The organism is Kitasatospora sp. NPDC015121, assembly GCF_055562955.1.
Genome location: NZ_JBVHEH010000019.1, coordinates 21,678 through 38,819 on the forward strand (window position 1 = coordinate 21,678; position 17,142 = coordinate 38,819).

14 protein-coding genes are annotated in these 17,142 nt (G+C 62.2%); 5 read left to right on the forward strand and 9 right to left on the reverse strand.

Features of this window, described 5'->3' with window-relative positions; translation table 11 throughout:
• Positions 1 to 3: 3 nt before the first annotated feature.
• Positions 4 to 1,236 carry a PucR family transcriptional regulator gene (locus ACZ3J7_RS26895; RefSeq protein WP_095972364.1) on the reverse strand — a complete coding sequence of 411 codons (1,233 nt, stop codon included), beginning with the start codon at positions 1,234 to 1,236 and terminating at the stop codon, positions 4 to 6.
• Positions 1,237 to 1,430: 194 nt separating this feature from the next.
• On the opposite strand from ACZ3J7_RS26895, the gene ACZ3J7_RS26900 reads away from it, so the two are divergent.
• Positions 1,431 to 2,258 carry an SDR family oxidoreductase gene (locus ACZ3J7_RS26900; RefSeq protein ID WP_298781855.1) on the forward strand — a complete coding sequence of 276 codons (828 nt, stop codon included), beginning with the start codon at positions 1,431 to 1,433 and terminating at the stop codon, positions 2,256 to 2,258.
• Here the strand turns inward: ACZ3J7_RS26900 and ACZ3J7_RS26905 are convergent, their stop codons facing one another.
• The 5 genes from ACZ3J7_RS26905 to ACZ3J7_RS26925 all read right to left on the reverse strand — a co-directional run bounded on the left by ACZ3J7_RS26905 (position 2,259) and on the right by ACZ3J7_RS26925 (position 8,319).
• Positions 2,259 to 3,470 carry a PucR family transcriptional regulator gene (locus tag ACZ3J7_RS26905; protein ID WP_298781852.1) on the reverse strand — a complete coding sequence of 404 codons (1,212 nt, stop codon included), beginning with the start codon at positions 3,468 to 3,470 and terminating at the stop codon, positions 2,259 to 2,261.
• 37 nt (positions 3,471 to 3,507) lie between these two features.
• The gene (locus ACZ3J7_RS26910; protein ID WP_298781848.1) at positions 3,508 to 5,061 is read right to left on the reverse strand and encodes an acetyl-CoA hydrolase/transferase family protein; all 1,554 of its coding nucleotides are present in this window, start codon (positions 5,059 to 5,061) and stop codon (positions 3,508 to 3,510) included.
• Between the two features lie 82 nt (positions 5,062 to 5,143).
• Positions 5,144 to 6,787, reverse strand: a complete 1,644-nt coding sequence (locus ACZ3J7_RS26915) for an AMP-binding protein (protein ID WP_353799014.1) — start codon at positions 6,785 to 6,787, stop codon at positions 5,144 to 5,146.
• A gap of 14 nt (positions 6,788 to 6,801) precedes the next feature.
• Positions 6,802 to 7,680, reverse strand: coding sequence for a crotonase/enoyl-CoA hydratase family protein (locus ACZ3J7_RS26920; protein ID WP_298781843.1), 879 nt, complete (start codon positions 7,678 to 7,680; stop codon positions 6,802 to 6,804).
• Positions 7,681 to 7,725: 45 nt separating this feature from the next.
• Positions 7,726 to 8,319 (reverse strand): TetR/AcrR family transcriptional regulator, encoded by a 594-nt coding sequence (locus ACZ3J7_RS26925; RefSeq protein WP_095972387.1) that lies wholly within the window; start codon positions 8,317 to 8,319, stop codon positions 7,726 to 7,728.
• A gap of 123 nt (positions 8,320 to 8,442) precedes the next feature.
• On the opposite strand from ACZ3J7_RS26925, the gene ACZ3J7_RS26930 reads away from it, so the two are divergent.
• Positions 8,443 to 9,084: a nucleoside/nucleotide kinase family protein gene (locus ACZ3J7_RS26930; RefSeq protein WP_235170562.1), complete on the forward strand. Its 642-nt coding sequence runs from the start codon at positions 8,443 to 8,445 to the stop codon at positions 9,082 to 9,084.
• Between the two features lie 178 nt (positions 9,085 to 9,262).
• Here ACZ3J7_RS26930 and ACZ3J7_RS26935 read toward each other — a convergent pair whose 3' ends face one another.
• A complete protein-coding gene (locus ACZ3J7_RS26935; RefSeq protein ID WP_298781839.1) occupies positions 9,263 to 10,897 on the reverse strand; it encodes a N,N-dimethylformamidase beta subunit family domain-containing protein in 1,635 nt (544 codons plus the stop codon).
• Positions 10,898 to 11,152: 255 nt separating this feature from the next.
• On the opposite strand from ACZ3J7_RS26935, the gene ACZ3J7_RS26940 reads away from it, so the two are divergent.
• The 3 genes from ACZ3J7_RS26940 to ACZ3J7_RS26950 all read left to right on the forward strand — a co-directional run bounded on the left by ACZ3J7_RS26940 (position 11,153) and on the right by ACZ3J7_RS26950 (position 13,858).
• A complete protein-coding gene (locus tag ACZ3J7_RS26940; protein ID WP_235170564.1) occupies positions 11,153 to 12,199 on the forward strand; it encodes a LacI family DNA-binding transcriptional regulator in 1,047 nt (348 codons plus the stop codon).
• Positions 12,200 to 12,382: 183 nt separating this feature from the next.
• Positions 12,383 to 13,156, forward strand: coding sequence for an alpha/beta hydrolase family protein (locus ACZ3J7_RS26945; RefSeq protein ID WP_465625524.1), 774 nt, complete (start codon positions 12,383 to 12,385; stop codon positions 13,154 to 13,156).
• A 168-nt stretch (positions 13,157 to 13,324) separates the two neighbouring features.
• Positions 13,325 to 13,858 carry an ANTAR domain-containing protein gene (locus tag ACZ3J7_RS26950; protein WP_232508961.1) on the forward strand — a complete coding sequence of 178 codons (534 nt, stop codon included), beginning with the start codon at positions 13,325 to 13,327 and terminating at the stop codon, positions 13,856 to 13,858.
• Between the two features lie 86 nt (positions 13,859 to 13,944).
• Here the strand turns inward: ACZ3J7_RS26950 and ACZ3J7_RS26955 are convergent, their stop codons facing one another.
• Both ACZ3J7_RS26955 and ACZ3J7_RS26960 read right to left on the reverse strand, forming a co-directional pair.
• The gene (locus tag ACZ3J7_RS26955; protein ID WP_166809855.1) at positions 13,945 to 15,294 is read right to left on the reverse strand and encodes an MFS transporter; all 1,350 of its coding nucleotides are present in this window, start codon (positions 15,292 to 15,294) and stop codon (positions 13,945 to 13,947) included.
• Complete coding sequence (locus ACZ3J7_RS26960; protein WP_298781811.1) at positions 15,294 to 17,009, reverse strand: amidohydrolase; 1,716 nt, start codon at positions 17,007 to 17,009, stop codon at positions 15,294 to 15,296. The genes ACZ3J7_RS26955 and ACZ3J7_RS26960 overlap by 1 nt, the downstream gene beginning before the upstream one ends.
• Positions 17,010 to 17,142: the final 133 nt, after the last annotated feature.

Here is a 17,142-nt window from a genome sequence, read left to right on the forward strand (position 1 = left end):
GAGTCATGGGTTCGGTAGGACGGCGGCTCCGTAGCTCTCCAGAGCGATGAGGGCCAACTCCGTCGGCAGTCGACGCTGGTCCACGCTGCGGCCTAGTAGTGTTTCGGCCTGATCGAGTCGATACCGCACGGTGTTCTTGTGCAGACCGAGGGCTGCGGCCGTAGCGGCTGCGGTGCAATTGTTCTCGTAGTAGACCCGGACCGTGTTCCGGATCCGCGACGTGACGCCGTCCGTGCCGGCCAAGCCCTTCAGTTCCCGAGCCACCAGCGCACGGAGTTCGTCCAGATCGTCGGTGAGCAGACAGGGAACCTGAACGTCCTCGTAGACGGTGACGCCCGGCGAACCCGTGGAACGGACCGCGACGCGCTGGGCGGCGAGCGCCTCGCGATGACTGCGAGCGAATCCCTCCATCCCGTACCCGCCGGCCCCCACTGCGACACGAAGGTCCGAAATCCGAGCACGATCGAGCGACGCCCACTCACGGCTGTCGAAATGCGCGACCCACGACCACAGCTCGCGTGCGCCCGAAGGCAGAGTGAGAACACGCTCCCCTTTGGATTCGTCCACGAAGGAACGTGCGTACGAGTCCAACCTGGCCAATACGTCCGCGGCCGGGTCGGTGTCGTCCGTCCAGAGAACAAACGCGGTGTGGTGGCGCCGCATCGGGTAGTCCAGAATCCGGGAGGCTTCGTCGGAGTGAAGTGCTTCGCCGGCGACAATCGCGTGCACCGTCTCGGACCGACGTGCAAAAGCGCCGCGCGCCAGGCTCTCCCGCTCCTGCGCATACGTCGCCACCAACAGTTCGGTGGTCACCTCCAGCCACCTCATCGCCGAGCCCCAGACCCGAACCAGAAGGGCGCGTTTGAGTTCGGGACCGATCGGCAGCGCCTCGATCGACTCGTCGACGAAACCCAGCATCGCGAGGCGTCCGGCACCGTAGATCTTGAGAAGGACCCGAAGATCCATACCGCGTCGAGCGACGGTGAGTGCAAGCGCAATCGACTCCGCCGGCGGAGTGACCTCCTCGGAACCGCCCGCGATCGCGGCCACGATGACGCGGAGCTGCGCCGTGGTGCTTGCATCCACATCGCGTCGTAGCTCCCGATCAGCCGCCACCTCGGGATTTGCCGCGGCAATGGCGTCGTCGATGCGTTGGACGAAACCGTCGATCACCTCGGGTTGGAGATAGATGGGCGCGAGATTCGCAATCCAACCATCCAACTCCGAGGTGTCCATGGGCGCCTTTCCGACTGGGATCCAATTTGTGACTTTGTCACAAATCTACCGCTTCGGTTCAGCCAAGGAGCCCTAGCAACCCAGTTTCGGCTGGTCCACAATCACATCTCACCGCAGTTTCGTCACCGCAGTTTCGTCACCGCAGTTTCACGTCACTGCAATCCCATCCCCCTAGTTCTGGAGACCTTCGCGACATGAACAAGCCTTTCGACGGTCAGGTAGTGGTCATCACCGGCGGCGCCCGGGGCATCGGATTCGCCACCGCGAAACGGCTCGTCAGCCTGGGCGCGACAGTCACGATCGGCGATATCGATGAAGCCACTCTCGCGCAGGCGGCGAAGGATTTGGATATCCGGACGTTCGGGCGTCTCGACGTCACCGACCCTGCCTCGTTCTTCGACTTCCTCGACACCGTCGAAGGTGAACTCGGCCCGATCGACGTACTGGTCAACAATGCAGGCATCATGCCGGTGGGCCGGATCGTCGACGAAGACGACACCGTCACCAGACGCATCATCGAGATCGACGTCCTCGGCGTGATCACGGGAACCAAGCTCGCACTGCGCCGGATGCTGCCGCGGGGGCGCGGGCACGTCATCAACATCGCTTCGCTTGCAGGCGAACTCCCGTGCCCCGGTTTGTCGACGTACTGCGGCGCCAAGCATGCGGTCTTGGGATTCACCGATTCGGTTCGCAAGGAAGTTCGTGGCACCGGTGTACACGTCTCGTCCGTACTGCCGACGCTCACCAACACCCAACTCACCTCGGGCACTTCGGGAATGAAGGGATTCCGCGAGGTTCAGCCGGAGGAAATCGCCGAAGCCATAGTCGGATTGATGACCAAACCCCGACCACGCGTGCGCATTACACGAGTGTCCGGGCTACTGGTGCAGGCCCAGGGGTTCTTCCCCCGGCGGCCGTACGAGGCATTGAGTCGACTGTTCGGCGTCGAGACACAGTTTCTCGGCGACGTCGACACCGCAGCCCGCGCTGCCTACGAGGAACGGGCCCGCGCCAGCTGATCAGGTCAGCTCGGTGGCAGGCCAGTCGAGCAGCTTGGCGCCCAGTACCGCCGCGTGGAGGGCGAAGCTGTCATTGGGGTCGTTGACGTTCTGGCCGGTGAGTTCACGGATACGGTCCAAGCGGTACGTCACCGCGCGGACCGACAGATGCAGATCACGGGCGGTCTTCGCGGTATTGCCGCCGGCGGAGAAGTACGCGAGCAATGTGTCGATCATCGGCCCTGCGCCGCCGCGCGCCTCGAGCAGCGGTGTGAGCAGGGTGTGGATCAGATCGGTGACCGCCGGCCTGTCGTTGACCAGAACCCGGTAGACCAGCAGGTCACGAGCATCGATGACCCGCGCGTCCAACGACAGGCGTTGCGCCAGGTCGAGTGCGTCGAGCGCTTCCCGGTACGACGCCACCACGCCGGAAGCAGTGGCGCGCGGACGCCCGACCGCGATCTGCCAGGTGCCGTTCAGCGCGCGTCGCTGCAACTGCACGCGGCCGTCGTCGTCGGTTCCGGGTCCGAGAGCCGATCGAATGCCCGCCAGCACGTGATCGACTGCATCGCGATCCGGCGCCGCGAAAACGACGACAAGTTTTCCGCTCTTGCTGGCAACCAACGCGTCGGCATCGCCTTTGCTGCCCAGGACAGCACGTTCGACGGCCCGCACCAAGGGGTTGTCGTCGGTGAATTCGCGGGCAGCGGTTACCACGGCCACAGCATGCGGCCCGCTGAGGTGGAGTCCGAATCCTGAAGCACGACCCAACAATCCGACGACGTCAGCGCCGCCGGTCAACAGGTCGTCGACGAACTCGCGGCGTGCCGATACCTGCGAGCGGACCAGTGATCGCCTGGCCAACTGAAATCCTTCGGCCAGTTCGGCCACGGCATCGTCGACGGCGCGCAGCATGACTTCACCGGCAGCGACTACGGCAGTCGGATCCGATTGCGCCGCAACAACAGCGGGGAGTTCACGCCACAGGCGCCAGGCCGAGGAGAGATACAGATCGAGCAGGGCTCGCAGGGCGACACCCTGCTGCGCTGCTTCTTCACCGCGGGCGCGGAAACGATGCAGCTGACGACGCTGCAGCGGTTTTCCTTCACAAACCGCGTCGCTGAGCACGTCGAGGAAGTCACCCAGCAGTTCGACGGGTAGGCCACCGGCGTCGTCCGCACCTGCCGCTGCGACCCGGCGTATGGCGTCGTCAGGTACCCCGGTTCGGCTCACGTTCGCATTCTCTCACTGTCAGCGGCATTGCCCGGCGTCAGGAAAGCCGCATCGAACCCGTGTCGATGTACCGCTGATGGAACGAGAATGCCTCGCACAGGAGGTGCGGAGTCTGCCCCGCACCCGGCTGAGCGTCGGCGCGAGCGATGTAATCGTGGAGCAGCGGCCGGAACTCCGGGTGAGCACAGTTGTCGACGATCAGGCGTGCGCGTCGCCGCGGAGACAGACCTCGCAGATCCGCCAATCCCTGCTCGGTCACCAACACCTGAGTGTCGTGCTCGGTGTGATCGACGTGCGGGACCATCGGCACGATCGCCGAGATCTCACCGCCGCGGGCCGTCGACGGGCTCAGGAACATGGACACGTAGCCGTTGCGGGCGAAGTCTCCCGAGCCGCCGATTCCGTTCATGATCTTCGTCCCCATGACGTGCGTCGAGTTCACATTGCCGTAGATGTCGGCCTCGAGCATGCCGTTCATGGCGATGATTCCGAGTCTGCGCACCACCTCGGGGTGGTTGCTGATCTCCTGCGGTCGCAGCGTGATGTGATTGCGATAGAAGTCGATGTTCGCAGTCAGTTCCTCGATGCCTTCTTCGGTGAGCGCCAAAGCCGTCGACGACGCATGCGCGACGGTTCCGTCTTTGATGAGCTTCAGCATCCCGTCCTGGATGACCTCGGAGTAGCAGGTCAACCCTCGGTACGGCCCGCGATCGAGACCTCCGAGCACCGCGTTGGCGACATTGCCGATGCCCGCCTGCAGCGGAAGCAACGTATCGGCAGGCATCCGTCCGGCACGAACCTCGAAGTCGAAGAATTCCAGGACGTGGCCGGCGATCGCCTCGCTGACGGCGTCAGGCGCGGTGAGTGGGCTCGCACTGTCACGGCAGTTGGTCTCGACAACGGCCACAACCTTCGCGGGATCCACCCGGAACGTGGTCTGGCCGATCCGGTCCTCGACACGAATAATCTCGAGCGGCTTGCGATGCGGCGGCAACGCGGTGCCGTAATAGACGTCGTGAATACCTTCCATCGCCTCGGGGACCCATGAGTTGACTTCGAGGATGACCCTGTCGGCTACGTCGAGCCACGTCTTGTTGTTGCCGATCGACGCGGAGGGAATCAGTTCACCCGATTCGGTGATACCCGCGACCTCGACCACAGCGACGTCGACATTGCCGTAGTAGCCCTCCCACACCTGCTGAGCCACGTGGGAGAGATGGATGTCCACGTAGTCCATGCGCCCGTCGTTGATCCGGCGACGTGCGGTGGCCTCGGACTGATACGGCATGCGCAGCGCGATTCCGTCGACCTCCGCGAGCAGTCTCTCGGTCTCGGTGGACACCGAAGCGCCGGTGAGGAGATTGATCGTGAAGTTCGATCCGTTGCCGCGGGTCTGGTGAATGCGCTCGGCGAGAGCCGGGATCACAACCTTGGGTGTACCGGCACTGGCGAAACCACTGATCGCGACGGTGTCACCCGGATGAATGAACTTCACCGCGTCGGCCGCGGACATCACCTTCGACGCAAAGGCTGTGGCGCGAATGCGGTTGGAGTTGGCTTTGTGTCCGGTCTCACCGAGGGATGAACTCACGCCACCAGGATAAACAGGGCACGTCGAAGCGATTTACGGGGATAAGCCAGACAGAATCGCTTCGACGTGCTATGCGCTGAGATCAGCTGACGACCCCGTAAGCGCCTTCGCCTACCAAGCTCGCGATCCGATACTTCTGGATCTTGCCCGACCCTGTCAGTGGAAACGCCTCCGCACTGAACCACTCCTTGGGTGCCTTGTGGCGAGCCAGTCGTTCGGTGCAGAATTCGACCAGTTCAGCGGCGGTCGGTTGGTCGGACTCGTCCTTCCACCGGATCACGGCGACGACCCGCTCACCCCACACCTCGTCGGGGACACCGACAACCGCGACGTCCAGAATCTTCGGGTGCGTGAAGATCACGGACTCGACCTCACGCGGATAGATGTTCTCCCCGCCGCGGATGATCATGTCCTTGAGGCGGCCGGTCACCCGGACGTATCCACGTTGATCCATCGTCCCCAGGTCACCGGTATGCAACCAACCGTCCTCGTCGACAGTGGCGGCCGAGGCCTCCGGATTGCGGAAGTACTCGGTCATGACGAGGTACCCGCGAGCACAGATCTCGCCTTGTTCGCCGAGCGGGACGCTGTCCCCGGTCACGACGTCGGAGATCTTCACCTCGACCTGAGGCAACGCGAGGCCGACCGTCTCCGACTTGTCTTCGGGCGTGTCCGCCGGACTGGTTTGTGTGATCACGGGGCTGGCCTCGGTTTGTCCGTAGACGATGCTGAATCCCGCACCGAGGGCCGACTCCACCGTGCTGACGAGTTCGGGCGGCACCGACGATCCACCGGATACGACCACCGAGCAGGCCGAGAAATCGCGGCCGGCGAAGGTGGCGTCGTTGATCATGGCGATCAGCATCGTCGGCACTCCACTGACCACGTCGGCGTGAAAGCGTTCCGCCGCATCGAGAACCGCAGTCGGATCGAAGTACTGGATCAGGCCGATGGACATTCTTCGCTGTGCCGCGCCGAGAACCAGGATGCCGCACCCGGCGGTGTGGAACAGCGGCATGGCCGAAACCACCGAACCGCGTTCGGGGAATTTGCCTCGCCGACTGACGAAATCGGCATTGTTGACCAAACCTCGGTGGTGCAGCAGCGCCCCCTTGGGCGCGCCGGTGGTCCCCGACGTGTACTGAATCTGCGCATTGTCGTCAGGAGAGACTTCGGGCAGTACGCCCCGTTCGCCCGCCCAACCTCGAACCTGACGATCCCAATCCTCGAAGTTGACTGCGAGAACTTCCTCTCCCGAAATCGAAATCGCCTCGGATGCAACGGCCGCCATATCGCCGCCGCGGAACTTTCCGGTGTGGAAGAGCCCGCGAGACTGGGATTGCGACAAGACGTACGCCAGCTCCTCCGCACCCAACGCAGGATTGGCGGTCACCAGAACCATCCCGGCGAGCCCAGCGCCGTATTGCAGAATCATCCATTCCGGAACGTTCGGTGCCCAAACGGTGATCCGGTCGCCGCGGTCGAACTGCGACAAGAGGTAGTGCGCACATCCCTCCGCTTCCGCCAGAAGTTCGGCGAAGGTCCAGGTGCGATCTGTTTCAGCGGCCCCGGACAGCGAATGCGATTGCGCCGGAACCACTTCTCTGATTGCTGTCAGGTTCGGCGAGTCCGCGGCGCACTCTCGCAGCAGCCCACCCACCGTTTGTTCCGCAATCGGGTCCGACACGTCAGCAGGGAAGTACGACGTTTCGAGAACACTGCTCATCTCACATCCACTTTCTATCGAGGAGGGGTGTCGGATGCGGGGAGCGGCCCGCCTCCGTCTGGAATCTTGCGGCCGGAATCGCGGTACTGCACCGCGGCATGGAATCCGTCACGTTCGGCAAAATCCTTGAACCAGCGCCCTTCTGGAGAGTGACGCGTGATTCCGTCGAACAGAGTTGCCAGCACCTGGGTGCCCTGCAATCCCATGTTGTCGTACGCCTGATTGATCATCATCTTCTGCATTGCCAATTGATTGAGCGGGACACCGGCGATGCGATCCGCCAAGGCCTCCACCGCAGCGTCCAATTCGTCGGCGGGCACCGATTCGAGTGCCAACCCCCAATCGGCGGCGGTGACACCGTCAATGGTGTCTCCCGTCAACAACATTCGCTTGGCACGTTGGGCCCCGAGGCGGTACACCCACATCGCTGTTGTCGGGCAACCCCAGACACGCGCGGGTGGATACCCGATGCGGGCGTCGTCGGCCATGATCAGCATGTCGCAAGACAGCGCGATGTCACTCCCGCCGGCGATCGCGTATCCCTGGACCTTGCAGATCGTCGGCTTGAGCGATCGCCAGAGCGTGAAGAAGTCGTCGGTATTCTGCTTCATCCCGCGAAAGTCCTTGATGGGATCCCACACCGGGCCCTGGTTCCACTTTCCGTCGAGATCGCCCTCGGCAAACTTCTTGAGATCGTATCCGGCACAAAACGCAGTACCCGCACCTTGCAAGATGATCACGCGAACATCGTCGTCGTCATTGGCCGCTGCCACCGCATGCCGAATCTCCGACGGCATGCGGTCGTCGATCGCGTTGAGCCGGTCGGGGCGGTTGAGCGTGATATATGCCTTACCGCTCGAGGTCTCGTATTTCAGAGTCGCAAAATCCGTCATCTTCGGTCCTGTCGACAGAGCGCACCTCGATCGAAACGAGTTGCGCTAGTTCTGGGTGAGGAGCAGGCGAACGACGCCTGCCCATTGACTGATCGAACGACGCGCAGATGCGTCGCTCTTCTGCACTGCCCGGGACAGCGCCAAACCACGGAGCATCAGCACCGTCAGATCTGCAATCTGGGAATAGTTCTCGGAAGCAACAATTTCGGGACCGAAAGCGTCGTGGACAACTCGCCGTAGATCCCGTCCGGCGATTCGCTCCGATTCCCGGAGTACCTCCGCCAAGACCGGATCCGTGCGAGCCGCCGACCACAGTTCGAGTTCCGCTTGAAACGGCGGCTGAGTCAACGCCGAATACAGAGCGGAGATCGAGTTCTCGATCGTGTCCACCGACGAATCCTGCCGAGACATGGCAACTCGTACCGCCGCCTCGTTTCGCACGACGATGTTCGACACCAACGCCGCAGTGAGCTCCTGCATGTTCGGAAAGTGGTGCAGCAGAGCGCCCCGACTGACTCCGGCAGCGGTTTGCACCGACTGCGTCGTCAGCGACGAATACCCGTCCGCTATCAATAAATCCGTTGCCGCATCGAGAATCCGGTGGCGCGTCGCTTCGCGCTGCGCATCGCGCAGGGTCACGGTCTCACCTCCAACTTTCCGAGCGGCATGGCTCACAGTTTCACAGTCCATTCAGACTGTCAATGGTCGAAACCTCCGGCGTACTCTCGATGCACCCGCCCCTCGGATTGATCGGAGCAACAAGTGAGGACCTCACCGCCGACCGTCTCGCTGACGCTCGATCAACTTGCCTCACACGCCGCTTCACTGATCGCCGACGACAGTCGATACATTCTCGGCATCGCGGGAGCCCCTGGAGCCGGGAAATCGACAGCTTCACAGGCAATTTCGCAGAAACTGGACTCACGCTGCACCGTCGTCGAGATGGACGGCTTTCACCTTGCCAATCGGGAACTCGACCGACTCGGCAGGCGTGAACAAAAAGGCGCTCCGGAAACTTTCGACGCCGACGGATACGCGGCGCTTCTACACCGCCTCCGATCGGCAGATTCCATTGTGTACGCGCCCGTCTTCGATCGCGAGATCGACGAATCAATCGGCAGCGCAACCGCTGTCGAGCCTCGAACACCGCTGATCGTCACCGAGGGAAACTATCTCCTCCTACCAAACGGCAGCTGGCCACAAGTACGAGCGGCGATCGACACCGTCTGGTACCTCGAGGTTCCGGAGGCGACACGCACGCAGCGGTTGATGAAACGCCACAGCCGCTTCGGGAGGAGTTCCGAAGCGGCCGCGGACTGGGTGAGACGGGTGGATCAACCGAACGCCGACATGATCGCAGCGGCCAGGTCACGTGCGGATCTGATCGTGGAAATCCGCACGTGACTGCCGAAGTTCGGCAGCTCCCCGTACCCACCCGTCATCCAACTGAACGGCGAAGACTACGGCAGTTTGGATTAAAAGCCCTGTTCAAGTCGAATTCATATCTCCATACATACGTACGTACGGATTATCTTTCGACCATCATCCTCGGGGCAACAAACTCTACCGCTGGTCGCCGCCGTCAGTTTGTCTCCTCAGTGAAACTCGACAGTTGCGCAGCAAACAGATTCAGTACGTTTGCGGTTATTCGTTCAGTGAAAGGATCCCGGTGAATCAGTCCACTGACCCACTCGGTCGTCCCGGCATTGAAAACGGTTCCGAGACCGCGCTGATATGTCGCCACCATTCCCGAACCGTATTCGAACTCGCGCAGATGCTCGGGGAGTTCTCTCCCATAAGCACTTTCGAAGATTCCCGACAACTCGGCGAAGGGCGCAGCAATCGGAACGGTGCCGTTCCAGCTGTCCCGTGACCCCGATACTGCCGGCGCCATTGCGATGATTTCCAGATTCGCTGGTGCACCGTCGGCGCCGGTGGCGTACGGCAGACCCTTCCTGAACGTGTAGTCCGCACCGTCCATTGCGAAGGCAGCAATACAGACCGGCGCGATTCCGAAGTTGTCACCGTAATACAGGTCGGTTCCGTTCAATGCCCAATGATCGGGCCGGTATACAGTAAAGCCGCCGGATGACCTCGGAGTTGTTGCACCGTAACGGTTGTACACCCCCGCCATCGCGGTCAAACCCATCGTCCACGCGCCCGGCCGATCAATCTCGGGGGAATCCCATGCCGTGGTGACGCGGGTGGGATCTACTTCTCGTATGGGATCGTCGAAGGGGTTCTTGTAACAAATCTGCGCGTCACCTTCGATGCGTACCTGCCACAGGAAGTTCCCGCCGAATCGCGCCAGGCCGCCTCCTCCTTCGACAAATACGTCGAGACGATCACGCATTTCCCACGACCAGTACTCGTCGTGACCGACGACGACGGCACACGAATATCCGCGCAGCGCTGAAGGATCCTCATGTAGGTCGTGCTGGGTGATGTGGTGTACGAGAAACGCTTGCTCCTCCGCCCACACCGTGAACGGGCGTTCGTACGTCGCCCAGAATGCGTCGGCGTGATGACGCGAGTATCCGTTCACCCAGGCCCATTCGTACGGCGGGTGCCGTGGAGCCCATCCGATTCCCGGCATATCGGTGTGAATGTTTCGCGCTGCACCTTCGGGTTTGCGCAACATCCCGCGCGCAACGGGACGCTGCGTCGACGAAATCGGTGTCGCCACGTCGCCCACACCGTCCGGGGCACCACGGAAATTGTTGGCTCCGCCCCAGTCGTTGTAGGCCAACATCGTGCTCGTGGTGTGGATGAGGACCATGTCAGCGTGCCCGGGTTCGCGTGCCTTGACAATGAAGAAGCCCTCACGTTCGACGACCACACCTTCGTGGCGCATTCGAACCAGGATCAGGTACATCCCCGAAGCCCAATTCGGTGCAACGGTGAAGGCAACGGATTCCGACCAATCACACCCGGTCGCATAGGCGTCGTCGGGCGTCGACTGTTGTTTGCCTGGTAGCCCGATGTACTTGACGATGCTCTGTGGGCGCGCGCCGTCACGGACCACCTCGATGTCGTATTCGTCAGCGGTGGTGTGAACCCGCACCGAGACGGTGTCGCCGGCGAAGTAGGAGAACTTGTCTGCGTAGACCCAGATCTCAGGTGCTCCCGGAATCGATCCCGGCCGTTCGACCAAACCACCAGTGGCCGACCACGCTGCAGCAGCACCCGCGCGACGTGGACGGGTTTTCTCTCTCATGGGGTAACTCCGTGGATCGTCGTATTTAGGCGCATGGACCGGGAATGAGGGTGCCCGAGGTCGACCGAATTTCACTCGAAGTTGTCCCGGTGTTCTACGAGAGTGCCGAAACGTTTCGGCATAGTCAATAGCTCTGATGAAACGATTCGGCGCAATTTCTTCAACTGAACAATCGTCCGCCAGGTTCCCACTGCCGAAACGATTGGGCGTTACTCTTGAGTAGAAATCGCCCAGCAACTAGAGGACGCGACCCCGATGATCACGCCGAACGTCCCGACGCTTCGCGATGTCGCGAGCGCCGCCGGCGTCGCGGTGTCGACGGTCTCCTATGCGCTCAACGGCAAGGGCCGAGTCGACGCGGCCACGCGAGCTCGAGTTCAAGAGGTTGCCGACCGCCTGGGATACCGGGCCAATCGCTCGGCACAGAATCTTCGAACCGGCCGTACCGCCACCCTGGGGCTCATGCTCCCCGCTCCCGACCAACTGTCATCGGCCGAGTACCTCAATTTCGACTGGTACGGGCGCGTGGCTACCGCCGCGACCCAGGCCGCATTCCACGGCGATCACTCGCTCCTGCTGCTGCCGTCGATGAAAGATCCGAATGGACTACGCCGCATCGAGATGGACGGCGTGCTGATCGTGGACCCGATGACGCACGACCCACGTGTCGACGTCTTGAAGAAAATCGGAATCCCCGCTGTCGCAGTCGGTCCCGGAAACCCCGACCAGTTCGAATGGAGCATCTCACCCGATCTCGTCGCCACTACCGAAACGCTCTTGAACCACCTCACCGAACAGGGTGCGACGGACATACTCATCCTCAACCCCGGCATGGGTTCGGCATGGACCCGGGCAACGAACACCGCATACCTCGAGTGGTGCCGGACCCACGGAGTGACGCCCCGCGCCGCCGATGAACCGACGCCGTTCGAGGGCGTCGATACCGTCGAAAAAATGGTCGCCACGGCGTACGCATTGACCCACGAAGCCTTGACGTCCGAAAATCCACCCGACGCGATCCTGTCGGTCATCCTCGGTTGCGCCCCCGCAGCCGCGAGGGCAGCACTCGACCTCGGGCTGTCGATCCCCGGAAATGTCTTGATTGCGCAGGACAGCGACGAACCCGCTCTGCTGACCGCCGACCCCCCGATCACTGCGGTCGATTTCTTCCCGGAAGAGCAAGCTACATTGGCTGTCAGTGCGCTACTGGCCCTGATCGACGGCGACGTACCCGCTGTTCAGAGCCACACTCGCAGTGAACTACGCGTACGAGCAAGTACGGCCCGTTCGCTCACACCATAAATTCATCTGGCACCGATAGACTGATTTCCGAACAATCATCCGTCGCTCGCCGAGAGGAATCAGGTCATCGCGCACCGCTCCCGCGACCGCTTGGCCGGGTATCTCGCCGTAGTGCTCGTCTGTGTACTCGCCCTCCTCGCATCCGTCAGCAGCGCAACCGGCCTCGACCGCAACGTCGCTCCGGTGCGCATCGCATACGCCGCCGCCGCAGACACTTTCGGCGATCTGTATCTTCCAGCCGGGTCGGAGGACGATCTGCCGGTCGTCGTATTGATCCACGGCGGCGGCTGGGCGCAGAAGAGCAATCTCGAGTACGCGGGTGCGTGGGCAAAAACGCTGACCCCCTACGGAATTGCGGTCTGGAACATCGAATACAGACGCGTGGGTGGACAGGGCGGTTGGCCGACGACGCTGTCCGATACCGTTGCGGCTACCAACGCTCTGGCCGACATCGTGCAGGAAAAGGCTTCCGGGCGACTGGATTTGAGCCGTGTACATATCGCCGGATACTCCGCGGGTGGGCAACTGGCCGCCTGGGTGGCGTCGCGTTCACAACAGGGTGCAGATGCTCCGGAACCCGACCTGACCGTGCCGGTTCGCTCGGCGACGATCATGGCCGGCGTCTTCGACATGACGCTCGCCGCAACCGCGGGCAAAGATCGTTTTGTTCGAAATCTTCTGGACGGCATGCCTACCGATCATCCTGATCGCTACCGCATCGCATCACCGATCGAACACCTCCCCACCGGCCTCCCTGTCACAGCGATCCACGGACTCGGAGACAAGGTCGTGTCGATCGAACAGAGTCGGCGCTACGCCCGTGCAGCCCGAGCAGCAGGCGACGTGGTCGACCTGATCGAACTACCCGGCGTCGGCCACGGCGAATTCGGCAACCCGACAAGCGACGCCTGGGCTATCACCAAGCAAGCAATAATCGACCACGTAAACACTCCTTGAGCAGGTGAAACCGCCTACTGTGAGCACGATCGCCCGCAAAAGGATTAGCTGAAACCAACTCCATGACGTACGGTGGGGTTATCAGAGGGCAGCCGTCAGTCAGGCAGCCGGTCGCTTCGCCCGGGACAACAGTTCCAGTATTCGTTCCAGGGGCAGACTTCCAGTTCGGTGCAAACCCGCGCCTTTGATCACTACGCACTTTCATCAGTCCCGCAGATTGTTGACCAGGCCGAAGACTCCGACGGAGTCCGCCGCCAATCGCGTACCGACTGCACCAGTATCAACATGCGCTACACACCGCACGGGCCCAAAACCCATGCGGTTCAAAGGAATACCTTGATCAACACCATGATTCACCCCAACGACACGAACAACCAGGCGAACGGCAACTCGACGAACGGTCTTCGGATCCCGACTACTTCGGGCCGGATCCGCGAGCGCGCCATCGAAATCGTCTGCACCCTCTACCGTTGCAGCACCGACGAAGCCGCCGAGCTGTTGGTCCGACATTCTCAGACCAACAACCTCAAGGTCACCAGCCTGATCAAAGCGCTTGTCGCCCTGATCGACGAGGACACGTCCGGCACCGGCTATGGAAGCAACAACGCGCTGGCGTCTCACTTCTGGCTGCGTGAGATCAGAAATCTCAGCCAGGCGCACCGCCGCAGCGATCATTTTCATCGCCATCTCGTCGGCGCGTAACAGGCACTGAACGACAACTGACCTGAAACGACAGCTGGGGCAGCACACGGAAATCGTGTACTGCCCCAGCTTCGTGTTCTCAGTTGTCAGGCAGAAGCGGATTCCTTGTTCAGGCCCTGCGGGTTCTGGTTCTGCGGAACGCCGTCGGTATCGGTCGCTTCGTCCACGTGCTGCGGAGCGAAGAGCAGGCAGACGATGCTCAGGATGCACATGCCGATCAGCAGTGCGATGACCGGCCAGATGCTGCCGGTTGCCTTGTACATCAGCGTCGACACTAGCGGGGACAGTCCGCCGAAGATCGCGCCTGCACCCTGGTACGCCAACGAGATGCTCGTGTAACGAGCCTGCGGCTTGAACATCTGCGACAGTACGGCGGCGATCGGACCGTACGTGGCCGCCAGCACCAGTCGCATGACAGCGAAGGTCAGGAAGATCAGGAACACGGATCCGGACTTCAGCACCAGGAACTGCGGCGCTGCAAGTATTGCGACCGCAGCAAGACCCCAGATGACGACGCGGACGCGTCCCACCTTGTCGCCGAGCCACGCCACTCCGAGAGTCGCGATCAACTCGACCACGGCAGCAACACTGAGCGCGTTGAGAATCAACGTCTCGGACAAACCGACATCGGGATCGGTTGCGTACGCCGTGATGAACGTCGTCACGAGGTAGTAGCCGCCGACTGCGACGGGCAGAATGCCGATGCCCAGGATGATCGGGCGCCAGTTGGTCACCAGCGCGTACTTGAGCGGCAGCATTTCCGGTACGTCCGCGGACTTCACCTCGGACTCGAACACCGGAGACTCTTCGACCTTGAGGCGAACGACCAAGCCCACCAGAATCAGCAGCGCAGAGCAGAGGAACGGCAGACGCCAAGCCCACTCGCGCAGAGCGTCGTCGCCGAACGTGGAGAGAATGCTGAAGAAACCGGTGGCCAGAAGCGCACCCGCAGGATTGCCGAGCTGGGCGAAACCGCCGTAGAAAGTCTTCTTGTCCTCGGGAGCATGCTCGACGGCCATCAGGACCGCGCCGCCCCATTCGCCACCGACGGCGAAGCCCTGGACGAAACGGAGCAGAACCAGCAGCAGCGGCGCCCAGAACCCGATCGACGCGTAAGTGGGCAACATGCCGATGAGGAAGGTGCCTGCACCCATCAGCGTCAGCGTGACGACGAGTGCGGTGCGCCTGCCCATCTTGTCACCGACATGGCCGAACACGATTCCGCCGAGCGGGCGAGCGAAGAACCCGACGGCGTACGTCGCGAACGCCGCCGCAACACCGGTCAGGCGATCGGTTCCGGGCGGGAAGAAGATGTCACCGAACACCAGGGCGGCTGCCGTGGCATATACGTAGAAGTCGTACCACTCGATAGTTGTACCGACGAAGGCTGCGAATCCCGCCTTGCGGGCCTTCACGATCTGTTGCTCTCGGTTCATTACTTTTCCTCGGTGGTCGAAGTGCTCGACAATAGGTGGTTATGACCTGAATGTGCGAGTTCGCCGTCGATCCAGGTCTCCCTGACCTCGATCTGCGCAATCGCGTCGGCCGGAACCTCGAGGGGATCCGCGCCCAGAATGACGAAGTCGGCCCGCTTGCCGACCGAGATGCTGCCCAGCTCTGCTTCACGGCCCAGCGCACGCGCACCGTTGAGCGTGTGAGCCTGCAATGCCTGGTCGGCGGTGATGCGGAGTGCATCGGAGCCGAGCTGATGGCCCTGACGCGTCACACGAGTCACGGCTGCCTGAATTGCTTCGAGCGGCTTGGGCTCGGCGACGGGTGCGTCGGAGCTGATGGTCACCGGAACCTCGGCAGCGATGAACTCGCCGAGGGGGTTGAACCGCTCACCCGGAGTACCGATCGCAGCAGTGACGCCCTCGCCCCAGTTGTAGTAGTGCTGCGGCTGGTTCACCGGGTAGACGCCGGCCAGGTTCATCCGGGCGATCTGCTCGGCAGTCGGGAGACCGCAGTGCTCGATGCGGTGACGAGCGTCGGCGTCGGGGTGAGCCTTCTGCGCAGCTTCGATGGCATCGAGCACCATGTCGATGGCGGTCGGAGACTGAGCGTGCGTGGCGGTCTGCAGACCCACCGAGTGCGCCTTGGCAATCAGATCCGAGTAATCCGCCGGCTCGTGATAGAGCTGCCCGGTGCGGCACGGGTCGCCGACGTAACCGTCGGGGAAGTATGCGGTCCAGCCGCCGAGAGTGCCGTCGGCGTAGAACTTGATGCCGCCGAACGCGAGCCGCGAATTGCCGAAGGCGCCGTGCATTCCCGTGTCGATGACGTGATCGAGGAGGTGGCTGAGCATGTACATGCTGACGCGGGTCTTGAGTTGATCCTGCTCGGCCAGACGCAGGTACATGTCGAATTCACGACGGGTCACCTGGCAGTCGCCGATGGTGGTGACGCCGCCGGCCAGGAACTTGTCCTGAGCGACCGAGAGCTGACGAAGGTGTTCTACGGGCTCGTCCTCGAGATGGAAGTTGGGTCCGTGATGACCGACCTTCACTCCGTTGACGCCGGTGAGGATGTTGCACGCGGCATCGGAGAGCTCACCGGTGAGTTCACCGTCTGCATCTCGGAAGAACTCGCCACCGGCCGGATTCTCGGTGCTCGCGTCAATGCCGTGCTTGTCGAATGTGAAGGAGTTGACGACGCCGCCGTGACCGCTCGCGTTCATGAGGTAGACCTCGCGATCGGTGGCCACCTGATCGAGCTCTTCCTTGAGTGGATGGCGCCCTTCGATCAGGTTGCGGTGCTCGTAGCCGTAGCCACGAATCGGGACACCCGCAGGAGCTGTGAGCGCCGCTTCCTGAAGTAGCGCAATGATTCCGGGGATGGAATGTGCCTTCTCCGGCCCACAGTCCACCCAGCTGAGCATCTGCCCGTACATCAACGGGTGTGCATGCGGATCGACGAAACCGGGGACGACGGTGGCGCCGTCGAGTTCGACCACCGCGGTCGTGCGAGTGCTCAGCCGACGCGCCTCGGTGCGGCATTCCTCGAGTGTTCCCACCGCGGCAAAGCGGTTTCCGAACACCAGGAACGCTTCAGCGCCTGCCGTGTTGTCGTCAACGGTGTGGATCTTGGCACCGGTGAAGATCGTGCCGGTGGCGTCGAGAGGCGAGGCTTCGTGCGTGTGCAACTTGCGCATGGTGGTCCTTCGTCGAGATGGTGGTGCAGGTCACTGCGTGTTGAGCGAAAACTACGCCCTGACCTGGCGCTATGCAATGCATCAAAGTTTCAGACCATGCGGTACACAACTTTTTTGTGCGAGATTTCGAGCA